The sequence below is a fragment of the Hanamia caeni genome, from assembly GCF_003721595.1.
GTDB classification, from domain to species: Bacteria; Bacteroidota; Bacteroidia; order Chitinophagales; family Chitinophagaceae; genus Ginsengibacter; species Ginsengibacter caeni.
Genome location: NZ_RJJR01000011.1, coordinates 29,178 through 50,178 on the forward strand (window position 1 = coordinate 29,178; position 21,001 = coordinate 50,178).

Consider the following 21,001-nt stretch of genomic DNA (forward strand, 5'->3'; position numbering starts at 1 on the left):
TTTCATAAAGAAGTTAAGTTTAGAAATTTACACTAACATTTACATTGTACATGGGTGTAATAGGATAACGGCCATAATCAAGGCCTATAGCCTGGTTGGTAGAGCTTGCACCGGACCCGGTATAAGCTCCTACCTCCGGATCATATCCCTTATATTTGGTTAATGTGAGCAAATTTTGAACGCCTATGCCCACCTTGAAGCCTCTTATAATTTTGGTATGTTCAAGAAATCCAGCGGGCACGTTATATGATAAAGTAATATTCTTTAAGCGCAGGTAAGAGCCGTCCTCAACAAAACGGGTAGAAACCATTTCCTGGTTATTTGAGCTGGCCACACCGGAAGTGGTTATTCTCGGAATTGTGGTTGATGGATTTTGCAGGGTCGGATTTGCCGCATCATCTGAAAGCTTTGCAAAGTGGAACATTTCTGTAAGGAAGTTGCGGCTCAGGTTTACATTATTCGGATTGAGGCTTAGCTGCCTGATAGCATTATAGATATCATTGCCATAAACACCGGTAATTAATACGCTTAGCTCAAATTCTTTATAAGCAAATGTATTACTAAAACCGCCGCTCAATTTTGGCCACGGGTTACCAATGTTGGTCTGGTCCGCTTCGGTAATCACGCCATCACCGTTTAAGTCCTTATATTTTACATCTCCCACCCAAATTCCATTATTTGAATTTTCCGCAGGTACTCTTTTTCCATCACCATCAACCGGAACAGGGCTATTTTCAATATCCTTTACAGATTGGAAAAGGCCATCTGCTACATAGCCCCTGAACTGCCATGGCTCGCTGCCAATTGAAGCGCGTTGAACCCAGGCAAAAGTGCCGCTATAACCAAAAATCCAATCTGAACGCCGGTCTATAAAGGCATCTTTTGAATTCAGAGAAGTAACCTCTGTTTTAAAATGAGACAGGTTGAGATTGGCATCCCACCTGAAATCTTTGTTTTGTATGATAGTAGAATTTATAGTAAAATTCCATCCGTCTGTTTTCAATGAACCAGTGTTTACCAACGGTGCACCAACAGCGCCTATCGCATCGTTTATACCTAAATATTGAGGAAGGCTTGCGTTTAATATAAGGTTGTCTGTCTTCTTCACATAATAATCGGCTGTGAGGGAAAGCCTGTTTTGCCATAAGCCGAGGTTAAGCCCGACATTATTAGTATTTGTTTCTTCCCATTGCAGGTCAGGATTTGTAAAAGTAGAGGGCAAAAACCCTGTTCCCCAAATTGTAGCGCCGGAAGCCATGGGCGCATAAATTCCTGAGCCTGTACCCTGGTTACCAGTTAAGCCGGTTTCAAATCTTAATTTTAATTCGCTGATAGCATCTAAGTTGAAGAATTTCTCCTGGCTTACGCGCCACGCCGCAGATACAGAAGGGAAAGAACCCCATCTTTTATCAGGGCCAAAATAGGGAGAACCATCTCTTCTGAAAGTGGCAGTTACAAGATAACGGTTATCATAATTATAGTTGAATCTTCCCAAATAAGATTCCATAGACCATTCTCCTGAACCACCGTTATTTGTTGCCGAAAGCGGGTCACCGGCATTGAGATCGAAAACATCGTTAGTAAGAAATCCGGTGCGGGTACCAGAAACATTTTTCCATTCAGACTCCTGTGCTTCATGGCTCACCATCAGGCCAACATTATGTTTACCAAATGCCCTGTTGTATTCTGCCAATTCATTCCAGTTCCAGTACCAGCTTGAGTTCGTGCCCTGGTTCAGTGAATTAATTGGTTGCTTGTGCCATTGGTCAATTTCATAAGTGGGCGTATAATAAGTTGACAGGCCGTTTCCAATGCTTCCATTCAATGAACTCCTGATGGTAAGTCCCCGTATGGGTGTGATGGCAACATTAAAACCACCCAAAAATTGCCGTTTAAGATTCTTGTTGGTTACAAGATTGGCTATGGCTATCGGGTTTACAGGCGCAAACTGGTTTGCACCATTAACAGGATCACTGCCTCCCCATGAACCATCCAGATTTTTCACCGGAATCTGCGGCGTAAGTCTTAGTGCATTGGCAATTAAAGGATCAGATGCACTATAATTTGTAGCTGTCAATACTTCGTTAGTCTGGTTAAAATTCAGATTTGCACCCAAGGTTAGCCACTTACGTGCTTTATTATCTAAGTTGAGCCGAAAGCCATACCGGTCAAACCCGGAACCCTCAGCTACCCCGTTTTGATTTAAATACTCGCCGGAAAGATAATACGTAGTATTGTTGCTTCCACCGCTCACATTTACCTGGTGCTTATTCATCGCAGCGTTATTAAAAAGCGCATGTTGCCAATCAGTTCCTTTTCCTAAAATAGAGGGGTCTAAAAAGTTTTCAGGAATATTCTGAGGAGTGCCCAGGGTGTATTGATAATCATTCACCATTTGTGCATATTGGCTCAGATTCATCACATCCAAACTTTTGGGAGGAGTTTGCTGGTTGTACAGAAAGGAATAATTTATTTTAAAGTCACCAGCCTTTCCGCGCTTTGTAGTTATAAGTATTACGCCATTAGTTCCACGGGAACCATAAATTGCAGTAGCCGACGGGCCTTGTAAAATTTGCATATCCTCAATATCAGCAGGGTTTAAGCCCGCCAAAGGATTTGAAGAGCTTTGATCGCCATACGATACATCTTCCGCGGCCTGTATCTGCACCCCGTCAATTACATAGAGCGGCTGAGTCCGGTTTAAGGAACTTACACCGCGAATATTCACCGACAATCCACCTCCGGGCTGACCCGAGTTTTGAGTAACATATACACCAGCGGCGCGGCCCTGCAAAGCCTGCTCAACGGTTGTATTTATAGTCTCATCGATCTGCTTTGCGCTCACAGAAGTCTGGGCAGTAGTGAGGTTAGCTCTTGTAGACTTTCCATAGCCAACAACTACCACATCAGTCAATGATTTCAGGTTGGTAAATAAAGTAACATCTACCTGATTTCTATCTTTAACAGACACTTCCGTGGTTCCCTTGCCAATAAAACTTATGACCAGGGTTTCGGCATTTTGGGGAACGCTTATCCGGAAATTTCCGGACGCATCTGTAGAGGTGCTTACTGAAGAATTTTTAACCGTAATTGTAGCTCCAATGAGCGGCTCACCATTTTCATCTTTCACATTACCAGTAACAGTTTTTGTTTGAGCTATGGAAAAAGAAACGGAAAAAATCAGGAAAAAAAGCACGGAGATTGTTCTCAAAATATTTATTCTCATGGCAATCATTTGAAGGTCAAAAATAGGTGAAAGAACTTTATAAAATAAATACTATTTTATCTAATACTGATATTATTTTTAATTGTGTCGAAACCAAGTTGTATCAAAAAACCAAATACAATTCAGTGAATTTATTTAAGTAATGCCTTGGGGCTTTTTTGCCAAGTAGAAGCAAAATAGTTGTACCCCAATTCATCGCAATTCAAAGGAAAAAATATTATTGGAAGATAGTAAACGTGCATTTATCACACATTTTTATTTTGACCAGGTGGTGCCGTGTATGTTGCATCCACAAAGGATATCCTGATTTCATCAATTCAAATTTATTTCTGTAATATGGAATTAGCTGAGTCGGAGCGCATTTAAAAATCCTACTCACAATATTGGTAAATTTTAGAAAAACCGGGGATAACAAATAAGTTTTACCTGGCTTGCCTGGGGCAAAATGATGGGATACAGGATTCAACTGCATTTTGTTCGGCTTATGTTGATTTTATAAAACGATGAGAAGTAAATAACCTCGTGCAAAAATTCTTTGTCAAGCAGCCCTATGGCAGATGCGAATTTGAGGCAGTCGCTAAAAAAATATATTTCATCTGTCGTAGATTATTTCCATGAAAATAGAGACAACGTAGTCTATCAATTCTTTTATGAAAAACAATATAATAAGGGCTGCGATACGCATCCGGATTTAAAAGAACACCATGAAATTGCGGCGCTGCTTATTCAATTTTTTAAAGATAAAAAGCTGCTTGGTACTTTATAAGAAAGCAAATTTTTCCTGAAAAGAAATGTAACTTATTTGTTCTTTTACTGAAAAAGGAAGTTTAATTAATCACATAGTCGCCTTTTCTATCTACCATTACGATGGGCACTTCTTTAGTGGCTTCAAATTTATCATAAGCTTCTTTTAGCTGAAGCTCGAAGCGGGCAAGTGAATTTTTATTTTTGGTATAATTGTCAAAATATTCAAAAGACTTTTTTCTATTGTACCTCACCGGAAAAATATGCACAGGAATAAAATCCTGTCCATTCAATTTTGCAGAGCTGGCAATAAGATAAATTTCTTCAATGTCGCTGTCAGTAACGGGAATACAACCTACAGAAACACAGCTACCATGAATATAAATTCCGTCGCCTGGCCGTAAAGAATCGCTCAGGATTTTATCAGATGCATTTGGATAATTGAGGCCCAAAGCCAAATGATAAGCGCTGCGGGGATTAAATTCAGTGATGTAATAAAATCCTTCAGGCACCTGGAAATCGCCCTGCATTCTTTTTGGCCCCATAGCCCCGCTAAGCAAGCAAACTTTGTAGGTTTTAAACAATTTGTATTTATCCTTCTCATGAGCTTTTACCCACACTTCCAATTGCCCGTCGTATTTAAAACTCCTGATAAACATGTATTTTACCGGCCAATCCAAACCCTTTGCTGCAAACTCTTTTTGCAGAGAATCTTCTCTTGCTGCAAGGCCGCCGGGAAATTTATAGGATACGTTCCATTTTGGAGCATACGAATTTTGAGCAATTACATGTGTTTTACCAAATGATAGAATAAGCAGAAGAAAAAAATACCTGAATATTTTTACGAACATTATTAAAAACAGTTGTTGGAATTCAAAAAAGTAAAATTATAATTTTTATACAAAACATAAAGATTCATTTCCCGATCTTAACGAACAATTATTTCAATTGTTATACAAAAAGTATTTCATTAACTATTTCAGTAGAAAAAAAGAAAGATGCTTTCAATAAATGTATAAAACTGAAAATCCCCGGTAAGCTTTACGCGGGGATCTTTTTTAATTCCATTCTTTTAAAATCTTAAGAAATTTCTACTAATTCGATATCAAAAATTAACTCCTTTCCTGCCAGTTCATGATTGGCATCCAATACTACCACATCGTCCTTAACTTCTGTAACGGTAACCGGAATCGGTTGCCCCGCCTGGTTTTGCAATTGGAGCTTCATGCCGGGTTCAAGCGTCATATCTTCCGGAATGTTTGATTTTGGAAATTCTATAATTGCCTCGTTATTTTTTTCACCATAAGCATTTTCTGGTGCTATTGTAATAGTCTTTTTTTCGCCGGGCTCCATTCCGGGAATCGCATCATCAAATCCCTTTATCATTTGCCCTGCGCCCACGGTAAAAGCAAGAGGTTCTCTCCCTTCGCTGGAGTCAAACTGTTCCCCACTGGTTAATTTGCCTTTGTAATGCACCTTCACGTGGTCGCCTTTTTTTGCTTTGTTCATAGTTATTTGTTTTATTTTTTTGAAATAGAAACACTTATTATAAAAAAGTATCTCGTGTGTGGTAAAGTTGGCAATAAAATTTTATTTACCCGCATCAATTTCACAAAAGATTATTTTTTATAATAATTTTATCAGGTTTTGAAAAGCCTGGTAACTATTTTCGCCATATTAATACCTGATGAACTTTTTTCAAATGACAAAACAAAAAACTTTATTATTTGTTGCTTTACTGGCCTTTTCGTTTACAGCGGTTGCACAAAAAAAAATTATTCCCGGTGCTGAGCGCATGGACCAATATCTCCCGTTTTTAAAAGGGAAAAATGTAGCGATTTTTGCCAATCCTACGTCAATGGTTGGTAAGGTGCATTTAGTAGATACTTTGCTCAAAAGAGGCATAAAAATTACTAAGATATTCGGGCCTGAGCATGGGTTCAGGGGCAAAGCCGATGCAGGAGAAAAAGTAGGGAACGCCATAGACAAAGAAACAGGTATTGAAGTAATAAGCCTGTATGGCAAGCATCATAAGCCTTCGCCTGAGGATTTAAAAAATGTAGATGTGATGATTTATGATATCCAGGATGTGGGTGTCAGGTTTTACACGTTTATATCTTCTATGCAGGAATATATGGAAGCCGCGTTGGAAAATTCAATTCCGTTGCTCATTTTAGACAGGCCAAACCCCAATGGATTCTATGTTGATGGCCCTGTGCTGGAAAAAAAATATAAAAGTTTTGTTGGGATGCAGCCTGTTCCCATAGTGTATGGGCTCACTATTGGCGAATACGCCCTAATGATAGCCGGCGAAAAATGGCTAAGCGATGAAGCCAATAAAAAATACGTTTATTATCAGCATGCAAAGCCAACAGCGGATACTCCTTTTCATTTGCTGGTCATTAAATGCTTGAATTATGATCACAACAGCAAGTATGTTTTACCCGTAAAGCCGTCTCCCAATTTACCGGATATCCAATCGATATATTTGTATCCTTCCACTTGTTTTTTTGAAGGAACCACATTAAGCGAGGGCCGAGGCACTGCGCATCCTTTCCAGGTTTTTGGCGCACCATCGTTGCCAAAAAATTTATATTCATTTACCCCAAACCCTACTGAGGGCGCTAAAAGCAGTAAACATTACGGAGAAGTTTGTTATGGTTGGAATTTATCCGGTTCGCCAAAAGAAGTTTTAAAAAAGGTGGATAATAAGGTTCAGCTACAATGGCTGATAGAGGCGTATAAGCTTTTTCCGGAAAAAGACAATTTCTTCATTGTTCCAAAATCAGGAAACATGGAAAATTCATTTTTTGATAAGCTGGCCGGGAATAATGAATTGTGGCAGCAAATAAAAAATGGTATTTCAGAAAAAGATATAAGAAAAAGCTGGGAACCCGCGCTGAGCCAATATAAAGAGGTAAGGAAGAAATATTTGTTGTACAAAGATTATTAAATAAAGCGGACATTCATGGAAAAGATCGAAAGGTGGAAAGAAAGACTTAAAAGTTATAGTAAAGCACTTTTACAGCTAGAATCTGCATTACAACAAAAGCAATTTTCGGTTTTGGAAAAGGATGGTGTAATTAAACGCTTTGAATTCACTTTTGAATTAGCCTGGAAAACTTTGCAGGATAAGCTATATGATCAAGGATATCTATCAACCAAAGGCCCTAAGCCAGTGATAAAACAGGCCTTTAATAATGGAATTATAACGGACGGGCAAGCCTGGATTGACATGTTAACAGATCGAAATAATCCAACTCATTTGTATGATGAATCTGCAGCAGTTTCTATATTTGACAGGATTCAAATTACTTATTTCGCATTATTACAAGAGCTAAAATCAAAATTGGAAAATGAATGATTCAGCACCTACACAATTTGGTTTAAGTAAGATGCAGCTTCAACTAATCTTGGGTGTGATAAATAATTTTGAAGAGATTGAAAAAGCGCTGATTTTCGGTTCAAGAGCAACAGAAAAATATAAGCCGGGCTCTGATATCGACCTGGCGCTGATTGGCGACAAATTGACTTCACTTTTAATAAACAGAGTTTCCTCCGCATTAGACGATCTTCCTTTACCTTTTATGTTTGATGTAATTAATTATCATGAATTAAATAATCAACTTCTTAAAAAAAAGATTGATGATGAAGGAAAGCTTTTGTATGAACGAAAATTAAATACTGTTTAACCGAATGAAAAATCTCAGGATAATTTTTATGGGAACACCTGAATTTGCCGTGCCTTCGTTAGACTTACTTTATAAAGAGGGTTATGATATTGTTGGCGTAGTTACCGCACCGGACAAGCCCGCAGGAAGGGGAATGAAATTATCTGAGAGTGAAGTAAAAAAATATGCTGTCGCAAACAATCTGAAAGTATTTCAGCCTGAGAAATTAAAACATCCGGATTTTATTGAACAACTCAGGGAATTAAATGCTGATCTGCAAGTGGTAGTTGCGTTTAGAATGTTGCCTGAGCTTGTGTGGAACATGCCTCCGTTAGGAACGATTAATTTACACGCGTCATTATTACCTCAATATCGTGGCGCCGCGCCGATTAATTGGGCCATCATCAATGGTGAAAAAGAAACGGGAGTTACCACCTTTAAATTGCAACACGAAATTGACACGGGCAATATTTTGTTGCGGGAAAAAATAAAGATAACCGATGATGAAACCGCCGGTAGCCTTCACGATAAGATGAAGGCCCTCGGTGCAAAAGTTCTTTTAAGAACCGTACAGCAATTGCATAATGGAACCTTTCAGGAACATCCTCAGCGCCATTCATCGAAGTTGTGTCCTGCGCCAAAGATTTTTCCGGAAGACTGTAAAATAAACTGGAATCAGGAAGTTGCTGAGATCAATAATTTCATAAGGGGCCTTTCTCCCTACCCCACCGCTTTTACTTTTTTAAATGGAAAAAAATTAAAGATTTTTTCTGCTGAAATAGAACAATTTTCAGGTTTGGACATACCCGGAAATTTCATAACTGATCGAAAATCTTATTTAAAATTTGCTGCAAGAGATGGATATATTTCTGTAAAGGAATTGCAGCTAGAAGGAAAAAAAAGAATGCGTGTAGTGGATTTTTTACGCGGCTGGAGAGAATGAACAAAAGTTCATGAATAGTGAACTGGAGAGAAGACGTTTTGTAGCAACATATCTTACAATACCTTGGGCGGACAATCCCATTTATTTTTCCCCTTTCCAAAAACGTTATCACCGAGCCTGAACGATAGGGTTAATCCTGTAAAATAGTACCAATCTTTTGAGGAAGGATTTCCGCGTTGCACTCCTGCAGCAGGATAGGTCTGTACGCCATCTTTCAACTCATCGCCGCGGTATGAAAGTTCCACGGCCTTTACTCCGCGATTAGCCAGGAGCACATTTTCATCTACAAAATCTTTACTTACATCATCAACATAATCATTAAATAATTTTCTATAGCCGATTTCAAATCCCACATTCATATTTTCACTTAAAGGCATTTTCACACCTACGCCAAATGGAATTGAAAACTGGGTGAGGCTATAAGTATTTCTTCCGGAAACAAATCCTTCACCTTCTGTGCTAAGCGGCTTCAAATAATATTTGGTTCCTGCGCTGTCGAAAGTATAGGGATCATAATGATAAAGGGCAACACCTGCAAAAATATATGGCGTAAATACATGCTGATCTAACGGTGTAATAAGGTATTGAACATCTAAACTACCCTCAGACAATTGTGATGCGAAATTCAGGTTTCGAATTTTATTTCTGCCGAATTTGTCATTTGCTGACACTTTACCCAATTTGAAAGAAGCTCTTATTGAAAAATGTTTACTTAACTCATATCCAAGGCCTATGCCTCCGGCCAGGTGTGCCTGGCTAAATGTAAATTGCTTATCCTGCAAATCGCCGGAATAGTTGGAAGTACCAAGAAAAAAATTGACATTAAGATTATTCTGAGCTTTAGATAAAAGTGCTATCGAAAGAAATAAAAAACCCAACACAAATTTTTTCATACAACTAAGATAAATTATTCTGAGATGGACAAAAATAATACCACGATATAATTAATCGTTCACCTAATCAAATAATTATGAAGTTATAATGATAATTGTTACCATCCGCGGGATAGTAAAGGAACAAATATCGAAGAAAATTATTCAGGAGGAATTTAATTTTTCAAACTTTCCAGCTCCTTTTCGCTTACCACTTTGCTCAATGCACCTGTAGAAGAGGTAAATTCAGGAACCATTTTGCGAAGTATAAAAGGAATCATTTCATTATTGTGCATAAGGGCAACTTCCCTTAATTCATTCATCAAATTATTGAATTCTCCATTAACATTCGGGCTCTTCTTAGCCCTTAATATACGGGGATGATATGTTTCCGCAAACTCTTCTGAATCCTTAAATAATTCTTCATACATTTTTTCACCCGGCCGCAGGCCTGTCTGCACAATTGCAATATCTGTGGGTTTCAAACCTGCTAATTGTATCATTCTTTTGGCAAGATCCATAATCTTAACCGGCTCACCCATATCGAACAACAAAATATCGCCTGATTCACCAATCTTACCCGCTTCCAATACTAATTTGGAGGCCTCAGGAATTGTCATAAAATACCTGGTAATTTCGGGATGAGTAATAGTAATCGGCCCGCCGGCTTTGATTTGCTTATTAAAAGTCCTCACGACGCTTCCTGCTGAACCCAATACATTTCCGAATCTCGTTGTAATGAAAGCGGTTTGTGAATCCGGGCGATCACTTAGCGATTGAATGTATATTTCCGAAATCCTTTTAGTGGTTCCCATCACGTTTGAAGGGTTCACAGCCTTGTCGGTAGAAACCATCACAAACTTTTTAACTTTAAAAGCCATCGCCAAGTCTGCAACTATCTTCGTTCCAAAAATATTAGTCAATACTGCTTCACTGGTAAAAGTTTCCATTAAAGGCACATGCTTATAAGCTGCCGCATGAAAAACAAAGTCAGGCTTGTGCATAGTAAACACCTTTTTCAGCTTAGCTGCATCCCGGATAGAAGCTACTTCTACCCTTAGCTGTTGCCTGTTTTTGCTTGTTCTTAATTCATATTCAAGATCAAACAATCCGGATTCTGACTGGTCAAGCAGCACTAATTTTTTAAATGTAAATTTCGCTAATTGGCGGCAAATTTCGCTTCCAATGGAACCGGCAGCTCCTGTAACCAAAATAGTTGACTCTTTGTAAGCATCCTGCACCATTTCGTAAGGAAGACTGATTTCATCCCTTTCCAGCAAATCTTCGATATTCAGCTCCTTCACTTGCTTTTTCTCAAAAAATCCACCACGCCATTCGCTTACATGAGGAATCACATTAATTTTTATATTCAGCGGTGAACAAACATCAGTAATAGCAATCTTCTTTTCTACAGATAATTTATCAATAGCGATATAAACATCTGTTACTTGTTTTTGCTTTAAAAGCGCTGAAAGCCGTGCGCCTGAGGCTTTATAAATTGGAAGGCCTCCAAGGTTTTTTCCAATTTTAGAGGGGCTGTCTTCGATAAAACCCAGCACCACCGTTTTATTTTTTAAGTCCTGTTCAAGAATTTGCTTGGTAACCTGCCCCATTTCGCCTGCGCCGTATATAATTGCTCTTGACACTATCAAAGACTTTGACAAAGCAGCTTTAGAATATACTTCTTTTATCATTAATCTGAAAAGGACGAGTATAAAAATAACGCTGAAGAAATTAGTGATAAGGAAGGGAACATGTAATGAATCCGATATTACAGTTTGCACTCCGAAAGCAAAAACGGCCAGCCATAAAACGAGTTGCAGAGAAGCAAATTTTACAATCCGAAAAATGTCGTTAATTTCAGAGTAGCGGATAATTCCTTTATAAATCGGGAAAAATAAAACACAGATACCAAATATAAGGGTATTCAGCAGTGCGGCCGGAACAATTGCCGTGAGGCCTTTAATATCTAAAAATAAATGTCTTAAAAAATAGGAGAAAATAAACGCAGAAGTAACTAAAATAAGGTCGAAGCAAAAGATTATCCATCTTGGAGCATACTTATTTTTAAAAAATTTTTCAAGCATAAGAACTTATTAGGGGCGTTTTAAATTAACGATCTTGCATTGAAGTCCAGTTTAAAAAACCAGGAATGAGGAAATCTCAAAACAATAAACGTACCATGTTTTAAAACTTCTTTAATGTAAAAATCGGTGCAAATGTAAGATCTCTAGGCGAATTTTAGATGAAGATTCTTAGTTATATTTCCCTTTTCGAAAGTCTGTTAATAGAAAAAATTCTTTATTAACAAAAACATAATAAAACAAATAGCCCTGCAAGCATGAGACTTGCAGGGCCATTACCAGCAAATTGATTAAAATTTATTGTTCCCAGACTACCCTTTTAATATAATCCACGTAGCTTATAATAATCCGGACAACTTTTTCAGATACATTCGGCATAGAGTAATCTGCCACCTGCCTAAAGTTTCTGGCCTCCCCCCTTTGTTGGGTTTTAAGTTGAAGCAAACCCTGCATAATTCGCCCGGGATGTAACCCTACCATCATTACAGATGCCTCTTCCATGGCCTCCGGGCGCTCATGTGCCTCACGAATATTTAAGGCGGGGAAATTCAATATTGAGGACTCTTCGGAAATGGTTCCGCTGTCTGATAAAACAGCATACGAATTCATTTGTAATGCATTATAGTCATTAAAGCCTAATGGCTTCAGAAATTGTATTTCCGGCCGTACGTCCACCTTTTTTTCTTCGATCATTTTTCGCGTCCGCGGATGCGTGCTCACAATGATGGGAAAATGATAGGTGTCAGCAATTAGATTAAGACTCTCTATCAATCCTTTGAAATTTTTTTCGCTGTTTATATTTTCTTCCCGATGGGAAGAGACTACAAAGAATTTTTCCTTTTCCAGGCTCAATCTTTTCACCACATCAGAAGACTGAATAGCATCACGATAATAATTGAGCACTTCGAACATCGGCGAACCGGTTTTGATTATACGGTCTGCGGAAAGGCCTTCTCTTAAAAGATACTCCCGCGCAATGTCGCTATATGTGAGATTCATATCCGATATATGATCTACAATTTTTCTATTCGTTTCTTCCGGAACCCGTTGATCAAAACAACGGTTTCCAGCTTCCATGTGGAAAATAGGGATGTGCTTTTTCTTTGCAGGAATAGCGCAAAGGCAACTATTGGTATCGCCCAAAACGAGAAATGCCTGTGGCTGAATATTTTCCAACAATGGGTCGATATTGATCAAAATCTGCCCGATAGTAGCTGTTGCATTTGCTCCTGCAGCATTCAAAAAATGATCAGGCTTGCGGATTTTCAGGTCTTCAAAAAAAATCTGGTTCAGCTCATAATCATAATTCTGGCCTGTGTGAACTAGCACATGATCAATAGCTTCCGAGGCATCCAGCGCCGCAATCACACGCGAGAGCCTGATAATTTCGGGGCGTGTGCCCACTACGGTCATTACTTTTAATTTTTCCATTAGTTGATTGTAGTTGGTAGTTTGTAGTTTGTGATTAGTAGATTGAAGGGGTAGTTATGCTGAAGCTTCTATTTTAAGATTGATCTGCCATCTTTAACTTCACAGCTTTTATTAAACCACTTAACATCCTACCGACAATTTCAATTTCTGTCTGCGTTTCCTTGAAAACATTTTCAGTGATATAATTTAGATTCTTAGCAATTATAAATTGTGTTTCCAACTCCTGTTGGCTTCCTAATGAAATATATAGAAACCGGATGTATTCTTTTTGATGGCCCCGAGCTGAGCCTTCTGCTATATTGCTTGGAATCGAAACCGCACATCTTCTGATTTGATTAGTGAGACCAAACATTTCCTCTTTTGGAAACGTACTTGAAATCTGATATATTTTTGTTATAAGAGCAATACTTTTCTTCCAAACGTCGAGATCTTTATGAGTTCGCATTGGTAGTTGGTTGTTTGTAGTTTGCGATTGTTGTTTATTGTTTGTTGTTTGTAACTTGTAGTTGGTATTTGTGATTCGTTTGTTATATTAACTAAAATTAATGTTTTGATTTTATTGATATTTGAAAATTGATGAGAAACTAACCACCAATCACTAACCACCAACTACAAACCACTAACCACTAACCACTAACCACCAACCACAACATCCTCAAAAAACGTATCCGGATCTTTTGGATCATAAAATTCATTAATCCAGAAAATCGTATATAACTCTTCTTCTCCTGTGTTTTTAATATTATGCGTAAACCAAACAGGCATATCCACATAAGCCGGCTCATTTCCATCGAGATGAAAATCTAATACTTGATCCGTTCCAATCCGGCGAAGCTGAATCAACGCTTTTCCTTTTATCACTGCAAACCTTTCTATTTTTCTTGTATGAAAATGGTTGCCTCTGGTAATTCCAGGGACCGTAGTTGAAAAAGAAACCTGGCCACCAACGTTCAATCGAATCACTTCCACAAAGGCGCCGCGCGGGTCAATGTTTTGTTTAAATTTCCTGGGAAAATAATTTTCAATATTCATATAACACCGGAACGTATTGAAAAGATTCACTTCAAAACGGTTATGCAAAGCGGGTATAACGCCCTTCTCCTGGTATTCATTTTTATAAAGCTCCAGTAAACGAAGAATTTCCGACACTTTGTATTCTGCCGTATGCGGAACTATTATTCCATCATTGCTTTTTTCATCTCTGACCTCTTTCAAAATCGAATCAACCAGTTCACCGACATAAATCAATTTTACCTCTCCATCCATGTCAACCTTAGGTGTTTCACCATGTGACAACTGATGGCAAAATGTAGCGACAAATGAATTGTAGTACGGATGCCCGAACGGCCCAAACACATTCGGAATCACCATTCCGGAAAACTTTCCGCCCGATTGTTTTGCCCACGCGCTCATCAGTTCACGTCCTTCTTTCTTCGATTTTCCATACAGATTGTCTCTTTCCTCCTGCGTGGAAGATGAAAAAATCACGTGTGCACGACTATTGGTTTTTTTCAGCGCGGCAATCAGTTTTCTTACAAGAGAAACATTGGTATCATAAATCACCTGCGGATCATTGTGGCGATTCTTTGCAGCAAGATGAACAATTACATCACACTTGGCAACAAAATCAGCCATTTGATTTTCATCATCAAAAAATTCTTTCTGAAAATTTACTCTTTCAAATTCTTCGGGGAATAATCCAATCGTATTGTAAAGATGTTTCCCGATAAATCCGTTCTGCCCGGTGATACCTACTTTTTTCATGAATTTATTATATTAAACAAGGGCTAAACAATTAGTGTGTGGTGTGAAAAACGATTTACCACTTATACCACAAACTCTTGTCATACCTGAAATCGTCTTCCATCGATTCTTTCACAGTAAACGAAGAAAAAACCATGATTTTTGATTTGGGCTCCAACGATTGAAATCCGTTTGCATACCCCCCGGGAACATACAATATTTGCGCTTGGGAAGCTGTTAAAATATATTCCTCAAATGGTAAATGTGAAGAAGGATTTTTCCAGTCGTCAGGCTTCGTCAGCACGATTTTAAAACTCCCTTCAATTACATAAAACCATTTTTCTTCGCGCTGATGCGCCTGCCATGCGCGAACCACTTCAATGCCGGCGGGCTCAATGACATAAAATCTTTTTGCTTTAGAAAGGTCGCAGTCATTGATAAAAGATATTTTTCCACGTGCGTCTGAATGCTGAGATCCGGTTATTAAAGACGCCCGATCAGAAGTGACTAGTAACTGGTAATTGGTAATTGGTTCGGCCATTGTTAATAGTTGCAGACGTGACTGGTAAATATTCAGTTCAATTTTTTTCTTTTAAATATTTAATCAATCCATTGAGCATCTTGCCTATTTTATCAGCATCTGTTATTAAATTCTGGAATCGCTGTAAAGTAAGGAACCCGAGATTTTTCGCTATTAAAAGTTGCGTATCCGCCTCCTGCAGGCTTCCAAGTGCTATATACAGAAATTGAATAAATTCCTTGGCCGTTTGTCTTGCCGCACCCTCAGCTATATTGCTTGGCACAGAAACCGCCGCCCTTCTCAATTGATTAGATAAACCAAATAATTCTTCTTTGGGAAAATTCCGGGTGATTTTATAAACTTCCGTCACAAACTCTACGCTTAATTTCCATGCGTCAAGATCCTTGTGCGTTCTCATAACTCAAAATTTAATTAGATCTTAAAATTTTCTAACTGAATCATGAAATTAAAAAACCACCAATCCCCAATCCCCAATCCCCAATCACCAATCACCAATCACTAATCACTAATCACCAGTCACCAATCACCAGTCACCACTCACCAATCACCCCGGCATCTGCGGCACATCTTCTCCAAAAACCTCCTTCCGTATCAAGGGCAATGTCAGCAACAATTTCTTCACCCCTTCTACATCCAGTCTTTTTGTGTTGTGCGAATGATAGTCTTCTACTTTTGAAACATCCGTTTCGCCTTCAGAAAAATAAAGATTGTAGTTGAGATTGCGATGGTCGGCGGGTACTCTGTAAAACTCACCCATGTCGTCCGCCTTCGCCATTTCTTCGCGCGTGCAAAGCGTTTCGTACAATTTTTCACCGTGGCGCGTACCGATGACTTTTATTTCAGTATCGGCTTTGCAAATTTCTTTGATTGCCTGTGCCAAATCGCCGATAGTAGCCGCAGGGGCTTTATTTACAAATAAATCGCCCTGGTGCCCGTTTTCAAATGCAAACAGAACGAGCTCTACAGCATCCGTAAGCGACATGAGAAAACGCGTCATTTTCGGGTCGGTAACGGTAATCGGGTTTCCCTCTTTTATCTGCCGCAGAAACAAAGGAATTACCGAACCGCGCGACGCCATTACGTTTCCGTAACGCGTAAGGCAAATTGTTGTTTCATTTTCAGGAACATTTCGTGAAGTAGCAATGGAGACTTTTTCCATCATCGCCTTGGAAATTCCCATCGCATTTATCGGATAAGCCGCTTTGTCGGTGCTGAGGCAAATTACTTTTTTTACATTGTTGGCAATAGCTGCGCGCAAAGTATTTTGCGTTCCTATCACGTTGGTGCGAACAGCTTCCATCGGGAAAAATTCACAGGAAGGAACTTGCTTTAATGCTGCAGCATTAAACACATAATCCACGCCGTGCATGGCACCTTCGATACTGTTGTAATCGCGCACATCGCCGATATAAAATTTCAATTTCGGATTCTTCAGTTGATTGCGCATGTCGTCCTGCTTTTTTTCATCGCGGCTGAAAATGCGTATTTCTTTAAAATGATCAGTGTGAAGAAAACGGTGAAGTACTGCGTTACCAAAAGAACCCGTACCGCCGGTAATGAGAAGTGTTTTTTGTGTAAACATTTTTGTTTTAAGGTAAAAGTGAAAAGTTTAAAGGTAAAAGTTATAAGATATGGGAGTTACCAAATTGAAGAAGCTGAATTTAAACAAAAGGGGAAAGGACCGTCAATGTTTTACATAAGCGCCAGTACTTCATTTCTGATTTTTTGTTTTACTGTCTCCCATTTTAAATGTGACTCTCTGATAAGTACAGGCCAATCTTCCAAGTCAACATCATCAAAATAAATCAGGCTTTTTATTAAATGGACTGTATTTGATTGCTTATACTTTTTTGCATAAAACGAAATCATTTCTTTTATTGAGAAATGATTTAAGGCAAAATAAATATCAATAAAATCTTTTGAACGCTGGCCACTGATTGAAATAGCATTTAGTTTCATTGCTATTATGTCTTGTGCAGATGTCAATCGAAATTCATTCTCATGGAAAAAAGGTCCGATATACGGATAAGTATGAGTTATGAAATCCACTTTTACTCCTGAAATTATTCTCTTCAAAGTTTGATTAGCAGTATATGTCAACTGAAATGAAAAATCGTTTATCAGTTTTTCTAATAAAACGTCAGCATCAAATTGCACATTGGTAAAAAGATCAACATCAATTGATTTTCGATGGCCATAATAAAGTGCAAGCGCCGTTCCTCCCACCAAAAAAAACTCCCTAATGTAAGGCTGAGGTTGTAGCGATTTTATGAGTTCCAAAGTTGAGGGCTCGATAGCCTCTTTGAATAGCATCGGAATTCATTTTTAGGTTTATCAAAAAGGAGAGAGACGAAATTTAAAGTTTTAGGATCAAGATAAGCCAGGTTCTCCAAAATATTCACTACCCTATTTTTTCCATAATATCTAATGGTCACCTTAATTTCATCTATTGTGCCTAAAGAAAATACCCGCTCAATTATCAAACGACTGTTTTTCTCTGGATCCAGCGAGGAAAAATCAACATCCCAAAAAAGTGTAGCATTAAAAAGGTTATTTATTTCATTTTTCTTACCCATTTCAGTAAATTTTACATAATCTGTTGGAGCATCAATTTACAATTTCTCTTTTTGATGAATAAAATTATGTGATATTTTACGAAAGATAAAAATACAAGAAACTCATAATTCATACCTCCAGTAACGCTTCCACAATTCGCTCTGCCGTCTTTCCATCCCATAACTCCGGAATCTCACCTTTTTTCCATTCGCCTGAAAACAATTTTTCCATCGCTGGTTTAATAGCTTTGGGGTCAGTGCCTAATAATTCATTAGTGCCAATGTCGATAGTTTCAGGCCTTTCTGTATTATCACGAAGCGTCATACACGGAATACCCATAACGGTTGTTTCTTCGGTAATGCCGCCGGAATCGGTGATAACGGCTTTTGCATGCTGAACAAGAAAATTAAATTCAAGATACCCGAGCGGTTCAATGGTATGAAGATTAGGCGATTTTATTTCAAGATGGTCCAGGATTTTTGCGGTTCTCGGATGAACAGGAAAAACCAAGGGCAGGCCATGACTATTATCAATAATTTCGTTCAACAAATATTTTAGTTTTTGTTCTTCGTCCACATTCGCAGGGCGATGGAGCGTCATGACGAGGTATTGGCCTTCCTGCAGATTCAGTTCATCCCAAACCGGTGGTTTTGTAAAACGGGATTTATTTTTTAACAACGTATCAATCATTGTGTTTCCAACAAAAAAGATTTGCTCTTCTTTTATCCCGCCCTTACGCAAATTATCGTTAGCCGTTTGTGACGTCGTAAAAAAATAGTCGGTAATGGCATCTGTAACCATGCGATTAATTTCTTCGGGCATAGTAAGGTCGCCAGAGCGAATACCCCCTTCAACATGAGCTACTTTAATATTGTTCAATTTTTTTGCTGCAATCGAGCAAGCCATAGTGGAAGTAACATCTCCCACTACCATCACCAAATCGGGGCGATTTTCCATCAGCACTTTTTCATACCGCGTCATGATGGTAGCAGTTTGTTCTGCCTGGGTGCCACTCCCCGCTTCAAGGTTGATATCCGGTTCGGGAATTCCAAGCTCTTCAAAGAAACTGCCGCTCATTTTTTTGTCGTAATGCTGTCCGGTATGAATCAGGCGGTAACTAATTTTCTTCCTCTCATCTTGTGCCTTTTTGATGGCTTCAATGATGGGAGCAATCTTCATAAAGTTGGGCCGGGCGCCGGCGATGAGATCTATTTGCATGGGGGAGAATAATGTAAAAAGTAAAAAGTAGAAAGTAAAAAGTAAAAAGTAGAAAGTAGAAAGTAAAAAGTAGAAAGTAGAAAGGGATTCTATTAATCCATAGTGAACGAAAAAATAAGACGAATTCTTATTTAAATGAGTAAACTATTTTTGTTTGCCGCTTATTTCTTATTAAATATCTGGAAAATTGTGAGAAAAATTACCTTGAAATATTCCTTCAAGCTTCGATTTTGAATGTACTTCATATTGAGTTGTATTTTGTGGGGCATAATTTGTTCCACATATACTTTTTCAGGATTAACAGCGCTGCCTAAGATTTTATTTTCTTCAGCATACTCTATAGATGCATAATCGGTTATGCCTGGACGAACACTCAACACCTTTAATTGTTCTGTGTTATATAAATTCACATACCGGCGTACTTCAGGGCGTGGTCCCACTACGCTCATTTCGCCCTTTAATACATTAAAAAGCTGAGGCAGTTCATCAATTTTAAATTTTCGAATAAACATTCCCATCTTAGTTGCTCTCGGATCTTTTTCACCAACGGTTATCAGCCCTTTTTTATCGGAGCCGATTCTCATGCTTCGAAATTTGATTAAGTTAAAATCCACTCCGTTTCTCCCAACTCTCTGTTGCGTGAAAAATCCACCGCCTTTGCTCTCAATAATAATTAATAAGTAAATGATAACGAAAAAAGGCAATAACACAACCAGGCCGACAAAAGAAAACACTACGTCAAAGAAACGGATCATCTGTCGCCTGTGACTTTCAGATAAGACTCGATCACTGTTTCAATTATAAAGCGCACTTGCTCGTCAGTCAATTGGGGATAAATTGGCAGAGATATTTCGCAGGAAAAATTTTGATATGCCTGGGGATAATTTGCAATATCATACCCCTGGTTTTTAAAAAAGCTTAGCATAGGCATTGGGATAAAATGGACATTTACGGCAACTTCTTTTTTTGAAATTTCATCGATAATTGCATCCCTCTCTTCTTCGGTGAGATTTTTAAAACGCAAAGCATAAATATGATAGGAACTTTCTTTTCCATTCATTTCTGATGGTGGTAAAATTGCCCAATCATATTTGGCGAAAGCATTGTTATAAGCCTGAAATACCTTTTTTCGGTGCTCTAAGAGCTGGGGATATTTTCGAATTTGAGCAAGCCCTATTGCAGCATTTACATCAGCCATATTAATTTTCATCCCAAAACCGGTAATATCATACCGCCAGCCGCCAGCCTTGCTTTTAGAAAATGCGTCTTTGGTTTGGCAATTTAAAGTCATGGTGCGCAACTCTTTATACAATTCGCTATTATCAAATGGATCTGGCAGATTCAGGCAAATAGCCCCCCCTTCTGCAGTAGTGATATTCTTTACGGCATGAAGTGAAAATATCGATACATCGGTTTCACCACCCGTTCTAATACCGGGTTGGTAAAAAGCACCCAGCGAATGAGCTGCATCATTTAGCACCAGGATTCTTCCTAATTTTTCCTGCACGGGCGAAGTGGCACGAAAAGTCTTTTTTATTTTCTCGTCTTTTACAATTCTCATTATCTCATCATAATCGCAGGGGAAACCTGCAATATCCACGGGTATAATTGCTTTTGTTTTTGGAGTAATTGCTTTTTTGATTGCTTCCACTGAGATATTAAAATCTTCATTAGAATCAACCATGATGGGTATGGCACCGGCATGTAAGACAGCCAGCGCCGTTGCGCTGTAAGTGTAAGCCGGCACAATTACCTCATCTCCAGCTTGAACGCCCAACCATTTCAGCATCATAATAGCACCGGACGTCCACGAGTTTACACACAACACTTCCTGTGCACCGGAAAAATCTTTTATTTCCTGCTCCAATGCTTTAACTTTTGGTCCTGTTGTTATCCAACCCGATTTTAATGAATCAACTACTTCGTTGATTACACTATCGTCAATATAGGGAGGAGCAAAATTAATTTTCAT

The 21,001-nt window shown here is 38.6% G+C and carries 21 protein-coding genes; 5 read left to right on the forward strand and 16 right to left on the reverse strand.

Annotation, left to right across the window (positions count from 1 at the left end):
• Window positions 1-19: 19 nt before the first annotated feature.
• Window positions 20-3,226, reverse strand: a complete 3,207-nt coding sequence (locus EFY79_RS13085; RefSeq protein WP_123121317.1) for a SusC/RagA family TonB-linked outer membrane protein — start codon at window positions 3,224-3,226, stop codon at window positions 20-22.
• A gap of 535 nt (window positions 3,227-3,761) precedes the next feature.
• Here EFY79_RS13085 and EFY79_RS13090 point away from each other — a divergent pair.
• Window positions 3,762-3,992 carry an SGNH/GDSL hydrolase family protein gene (locus EFY79_RS13090; protein WP_148041924.1) on the forward strand — a complete coding sequence of 77 codons (231 nt, stop codon included), beginning with the start codon at window positions 3,762-3,764 and terminating at the stop codon, window positions 3,990-3,992.
• A gap of 61 nt (window positions 3,993-4,053) precedes the next feature.
• On the opposite strand, the gene EFY79_RS13095 is transcribed toward EFY79_RS13090, so the two are convergent.
• Together EFY79_RS13095 and EFY79_RS13100 are read right to left on the reverse strand one after the other, a co-directional pair.
• Window positions 4,054-4,821, reverse strand: coding sequence for a L,D-transpeptidase family protein (locus EFY79_RS13095; protein ID WP_199727531.1), 768 nt, complete (start codon window positions 4,819-4,821; stop codon window positions 4,054-4,056).
• A gap of 229 nt (window positions 4,822-5,050) precedes the next feature.
• Window positions 5,051-5,479, reverse strand: a complete 429-nt coding sequence (locus EFY79_RS13100) for an FKBP-type peptidyl-prolyl cis-trans isomerase (RefSeq protein WP_123121176.1) — start codon at window positions 5,477-5,479, stop codon at window positions 5,051-5,053.
• 193 nt (window positions 5,480-5,672) lie between these two features.
• On the opposite strand from EFY79_RS13100, the gene EFY79_RS13105 reads away from it, so the two are divergent.
• Genes EFY79_RS13105 through fmt form a run of 4 tightly spaced genes read left to right on the forward strand, consistent with a single transcriptional unit; the run spans window position 5,673 to window position 8,584 of the window.
• Complete coding sequence (locus tag EFY79_RS13105) at window positions 5,673-6,923, forward strand: exo-beta-N-acetylmuramidase NamZ family protein (protein ID WP_123121177.1); 1,251 nt, start codon at window positions 5,673-5,675, stop codon at window positions 6,921-6,923.
• A gap of 15 nt (window positions 6,924-6,938) precedes the next feature.
• A complete protein-coding gene (locus EFY79_RS13110; RefSeq protein ID WP_123121178.1) occupies window positions 6,939-7,334 on the forward strand; it encodes a nucleotidyltransferase substrate binding protein in 396 nt (131 codons plus the stop codon).
• Window positions 7,327-7,662, forward strand: coding sequence for a nucleotidyltransferase domain-containing protein (locus EFY79_RS13115; protein ID WP_123121179.1), 336 nt, complete (start codon window positions 7,327-7,329; stop codon window positions 7,660-7,662). Before EFY79_RS13110 ends, EFY79_RS13115 begins: the two co-directional genes overlap by 8 nt.
• A gap of 4 nt (window positions 7,663-7,666) precedes the next feature.
• Window positions 7,667-8,584, forward strand: a complete 918-nt coding sequence (fmt, locus tag EFY79_RS13120) for a methionyl-tRNA formyltransferase (protein WP_233578002.1) — start codon at window positions 7,667-7,669, stop codon at window positions 8,582-8,584.
• Between the two features lie 53 nt (window positions 8,585-8,637).
• Here fmt and EFY79_RS13125 read toward each other — a convergent pair whose 3' ends face one another.
• The 13 genes from EFY79_RS13125 to EFY79_RS13180 form a co-directional block, all read right to left on the reverse strand.
• The gene (locus EFY79_RS13125) at window positions 8,638-9,477 is read right to left on the reverse strand and encodes a DUF6089 family protein (RefSeq protein WP_123121180.1); all 840 of its coding nucleotides are present in this window, start codon (window positions 9,475-9,477) and stop codon (window positions 8,638-8,640) included.
• A 155-nt stretch (window positions 9,478-9,632) separates the two neighbouring features.
• Window positions 9,633-11,543, reverse strand: coding sequence for a polysaccharide biosynthesis protein (locus EFY79_RS13130; RefSeq protein ID WP_123121181.1), 1,911 nt, complete (start codon window positions 11,541-11,543; stop codon window positions 9,633-9,635).
• A 294-nt stretch (window positions 11,544-11,837) separates the two neighbouring features.
• On the reverse strand, window positions 11,838-12,971 hold the full coding sequence (wecB, locus tag EFY79_RS13135; RefSeq protein WP_123121182.1) for a non-hydrolyzing UDP-N-acetylglucosamine 2-epimerase: 1,134 nt from the start codon (window positions 12,969-12,971) through the stop codon (window positions 11,838-11,840).
• 73 nt (window positions 12,972-13,044) lie between these two features.
• On the reverse strand, window positions 13,045-13,416 hold the full coding sequence (locus tag EFY79_RS13140; protein ID WP_123121183.1) for a four helix bundle protein: 372 nt from the start codon (window positions 13,414-13,416) through the stop codon (window positions 13,045-13,047).
• Between the two features lie 188 nt (window positions 13,417-13,604).
• Entirely contained in the window at window positions 13,605-14,735 is a 1,131-nt protein-coding gene (locus EFY79_RS13145; protein WP_123121184.1) for a polysaccharide biosynthesis C-terminal domain-containing protein, read from the reverse strand.
• A 55-nt stretch (window positions 14,736-14,790) separates the two neighbouring features.
• Window positions 14,791-15,255, reverse strand: coding sequence for a WxcM-like domain-containing protein (locus EFY79_RS13150; protein WP_123121185.1), 465 nt, complete (start codon window positions 15,253-15,255; stop codon window positions 14,791-14,793).
• A gap of 37 nt (window positions 15,256-15,292) precedes the next feature.
• A complete protein-coding gene (locus EFY79_RS13155) occupies window positions 15,293-15,652 on the reverse strand; it encodes a four helix bundle protein (protein ID WP_123121186.1) in 360 nt (119 codons plus the stop codon).
• A 147-nt stretch (window positions 15,653-15,799) separates the two neighbouring features.
• The gene (locus EFY79_RS13160) at window positions 15,800-16,837 is read right to left on the reverse strand and encodes a polysaccharide biosynthesis protein (protein ID WP_123121187.1); all 1,038 of its coding nucleotides are present in this window, start codon (window positions 16,835-16,837) and stop codon (window positions 15,800-15,802) included.
• A 110-nt stretch (window positions 16,838-16,947) separates the two neighbouring features.
• Window positions 16,948-17,568: a nucleotidyl transferase AbiEii/AbiGii toxin family protein gene (locus tag EFY79_RS13165; RefSeq protein ID WP_123121188.1), complete on the reverse strand. Its 621-nt coding sequence runs from the start codon at window positions 17,566-17,568 to the stop codon at window positions 16,948-16,950.
• Entirely contained in the window at window positions 17,523-17,831 is a 309-nt protein-coding gene (locus EFY79_RS21450) for a DUF6922 domain-containing protein (protein ID WP_158605216.1), read from the reverse strand. The genes EFY79_RS13165 and EFY79_RS21450 overlap by 46 nt, the downstream gene beginning before the upstream one ends.
• A 109-nt stretch (window positions 17,832-17,940) precedes the next feature.
• Complete coding sequence (gene wecB / locus EFY79_RS13170) at window positions 17,941-19,029, reverse strand: non-hydrolyzing UDP-N-acetylglucosamine 2-epimerase (protein ID WP_123121189.1); 1,089 nt, start codon at window positions 19,027-19,029, stop codon at window positions 17,941-17,943.
• Between the two features lie 161 nt (window positions 19,030-19,190).
• A complete protein-coding gene (locus EFY79_RS13175; protein ID WP_123121190.1) occupies window positions 19,191-19,784 on the reverse strand; it encodes a sugar transferase in 594 nt (197 codons plus the stop codon).
• The gene (locus EFY79_RS13180) at window positions 19,781-21,001 is read right to left on the reverse strand and encodes a DegT/DnrJ/EryC1/StrS family aminotransferase (protein ID WP_123121191.1); all 1,221 of its coding nucleotides are present in this window, start codon (window positions 20,999-21,001) and stop codon (window positions 19,781-19,783) included. The genes EFY79_RS13175 and EFY79_RS13180 overlap by 4 nt, the downstream gene beginning before the upstream one ends.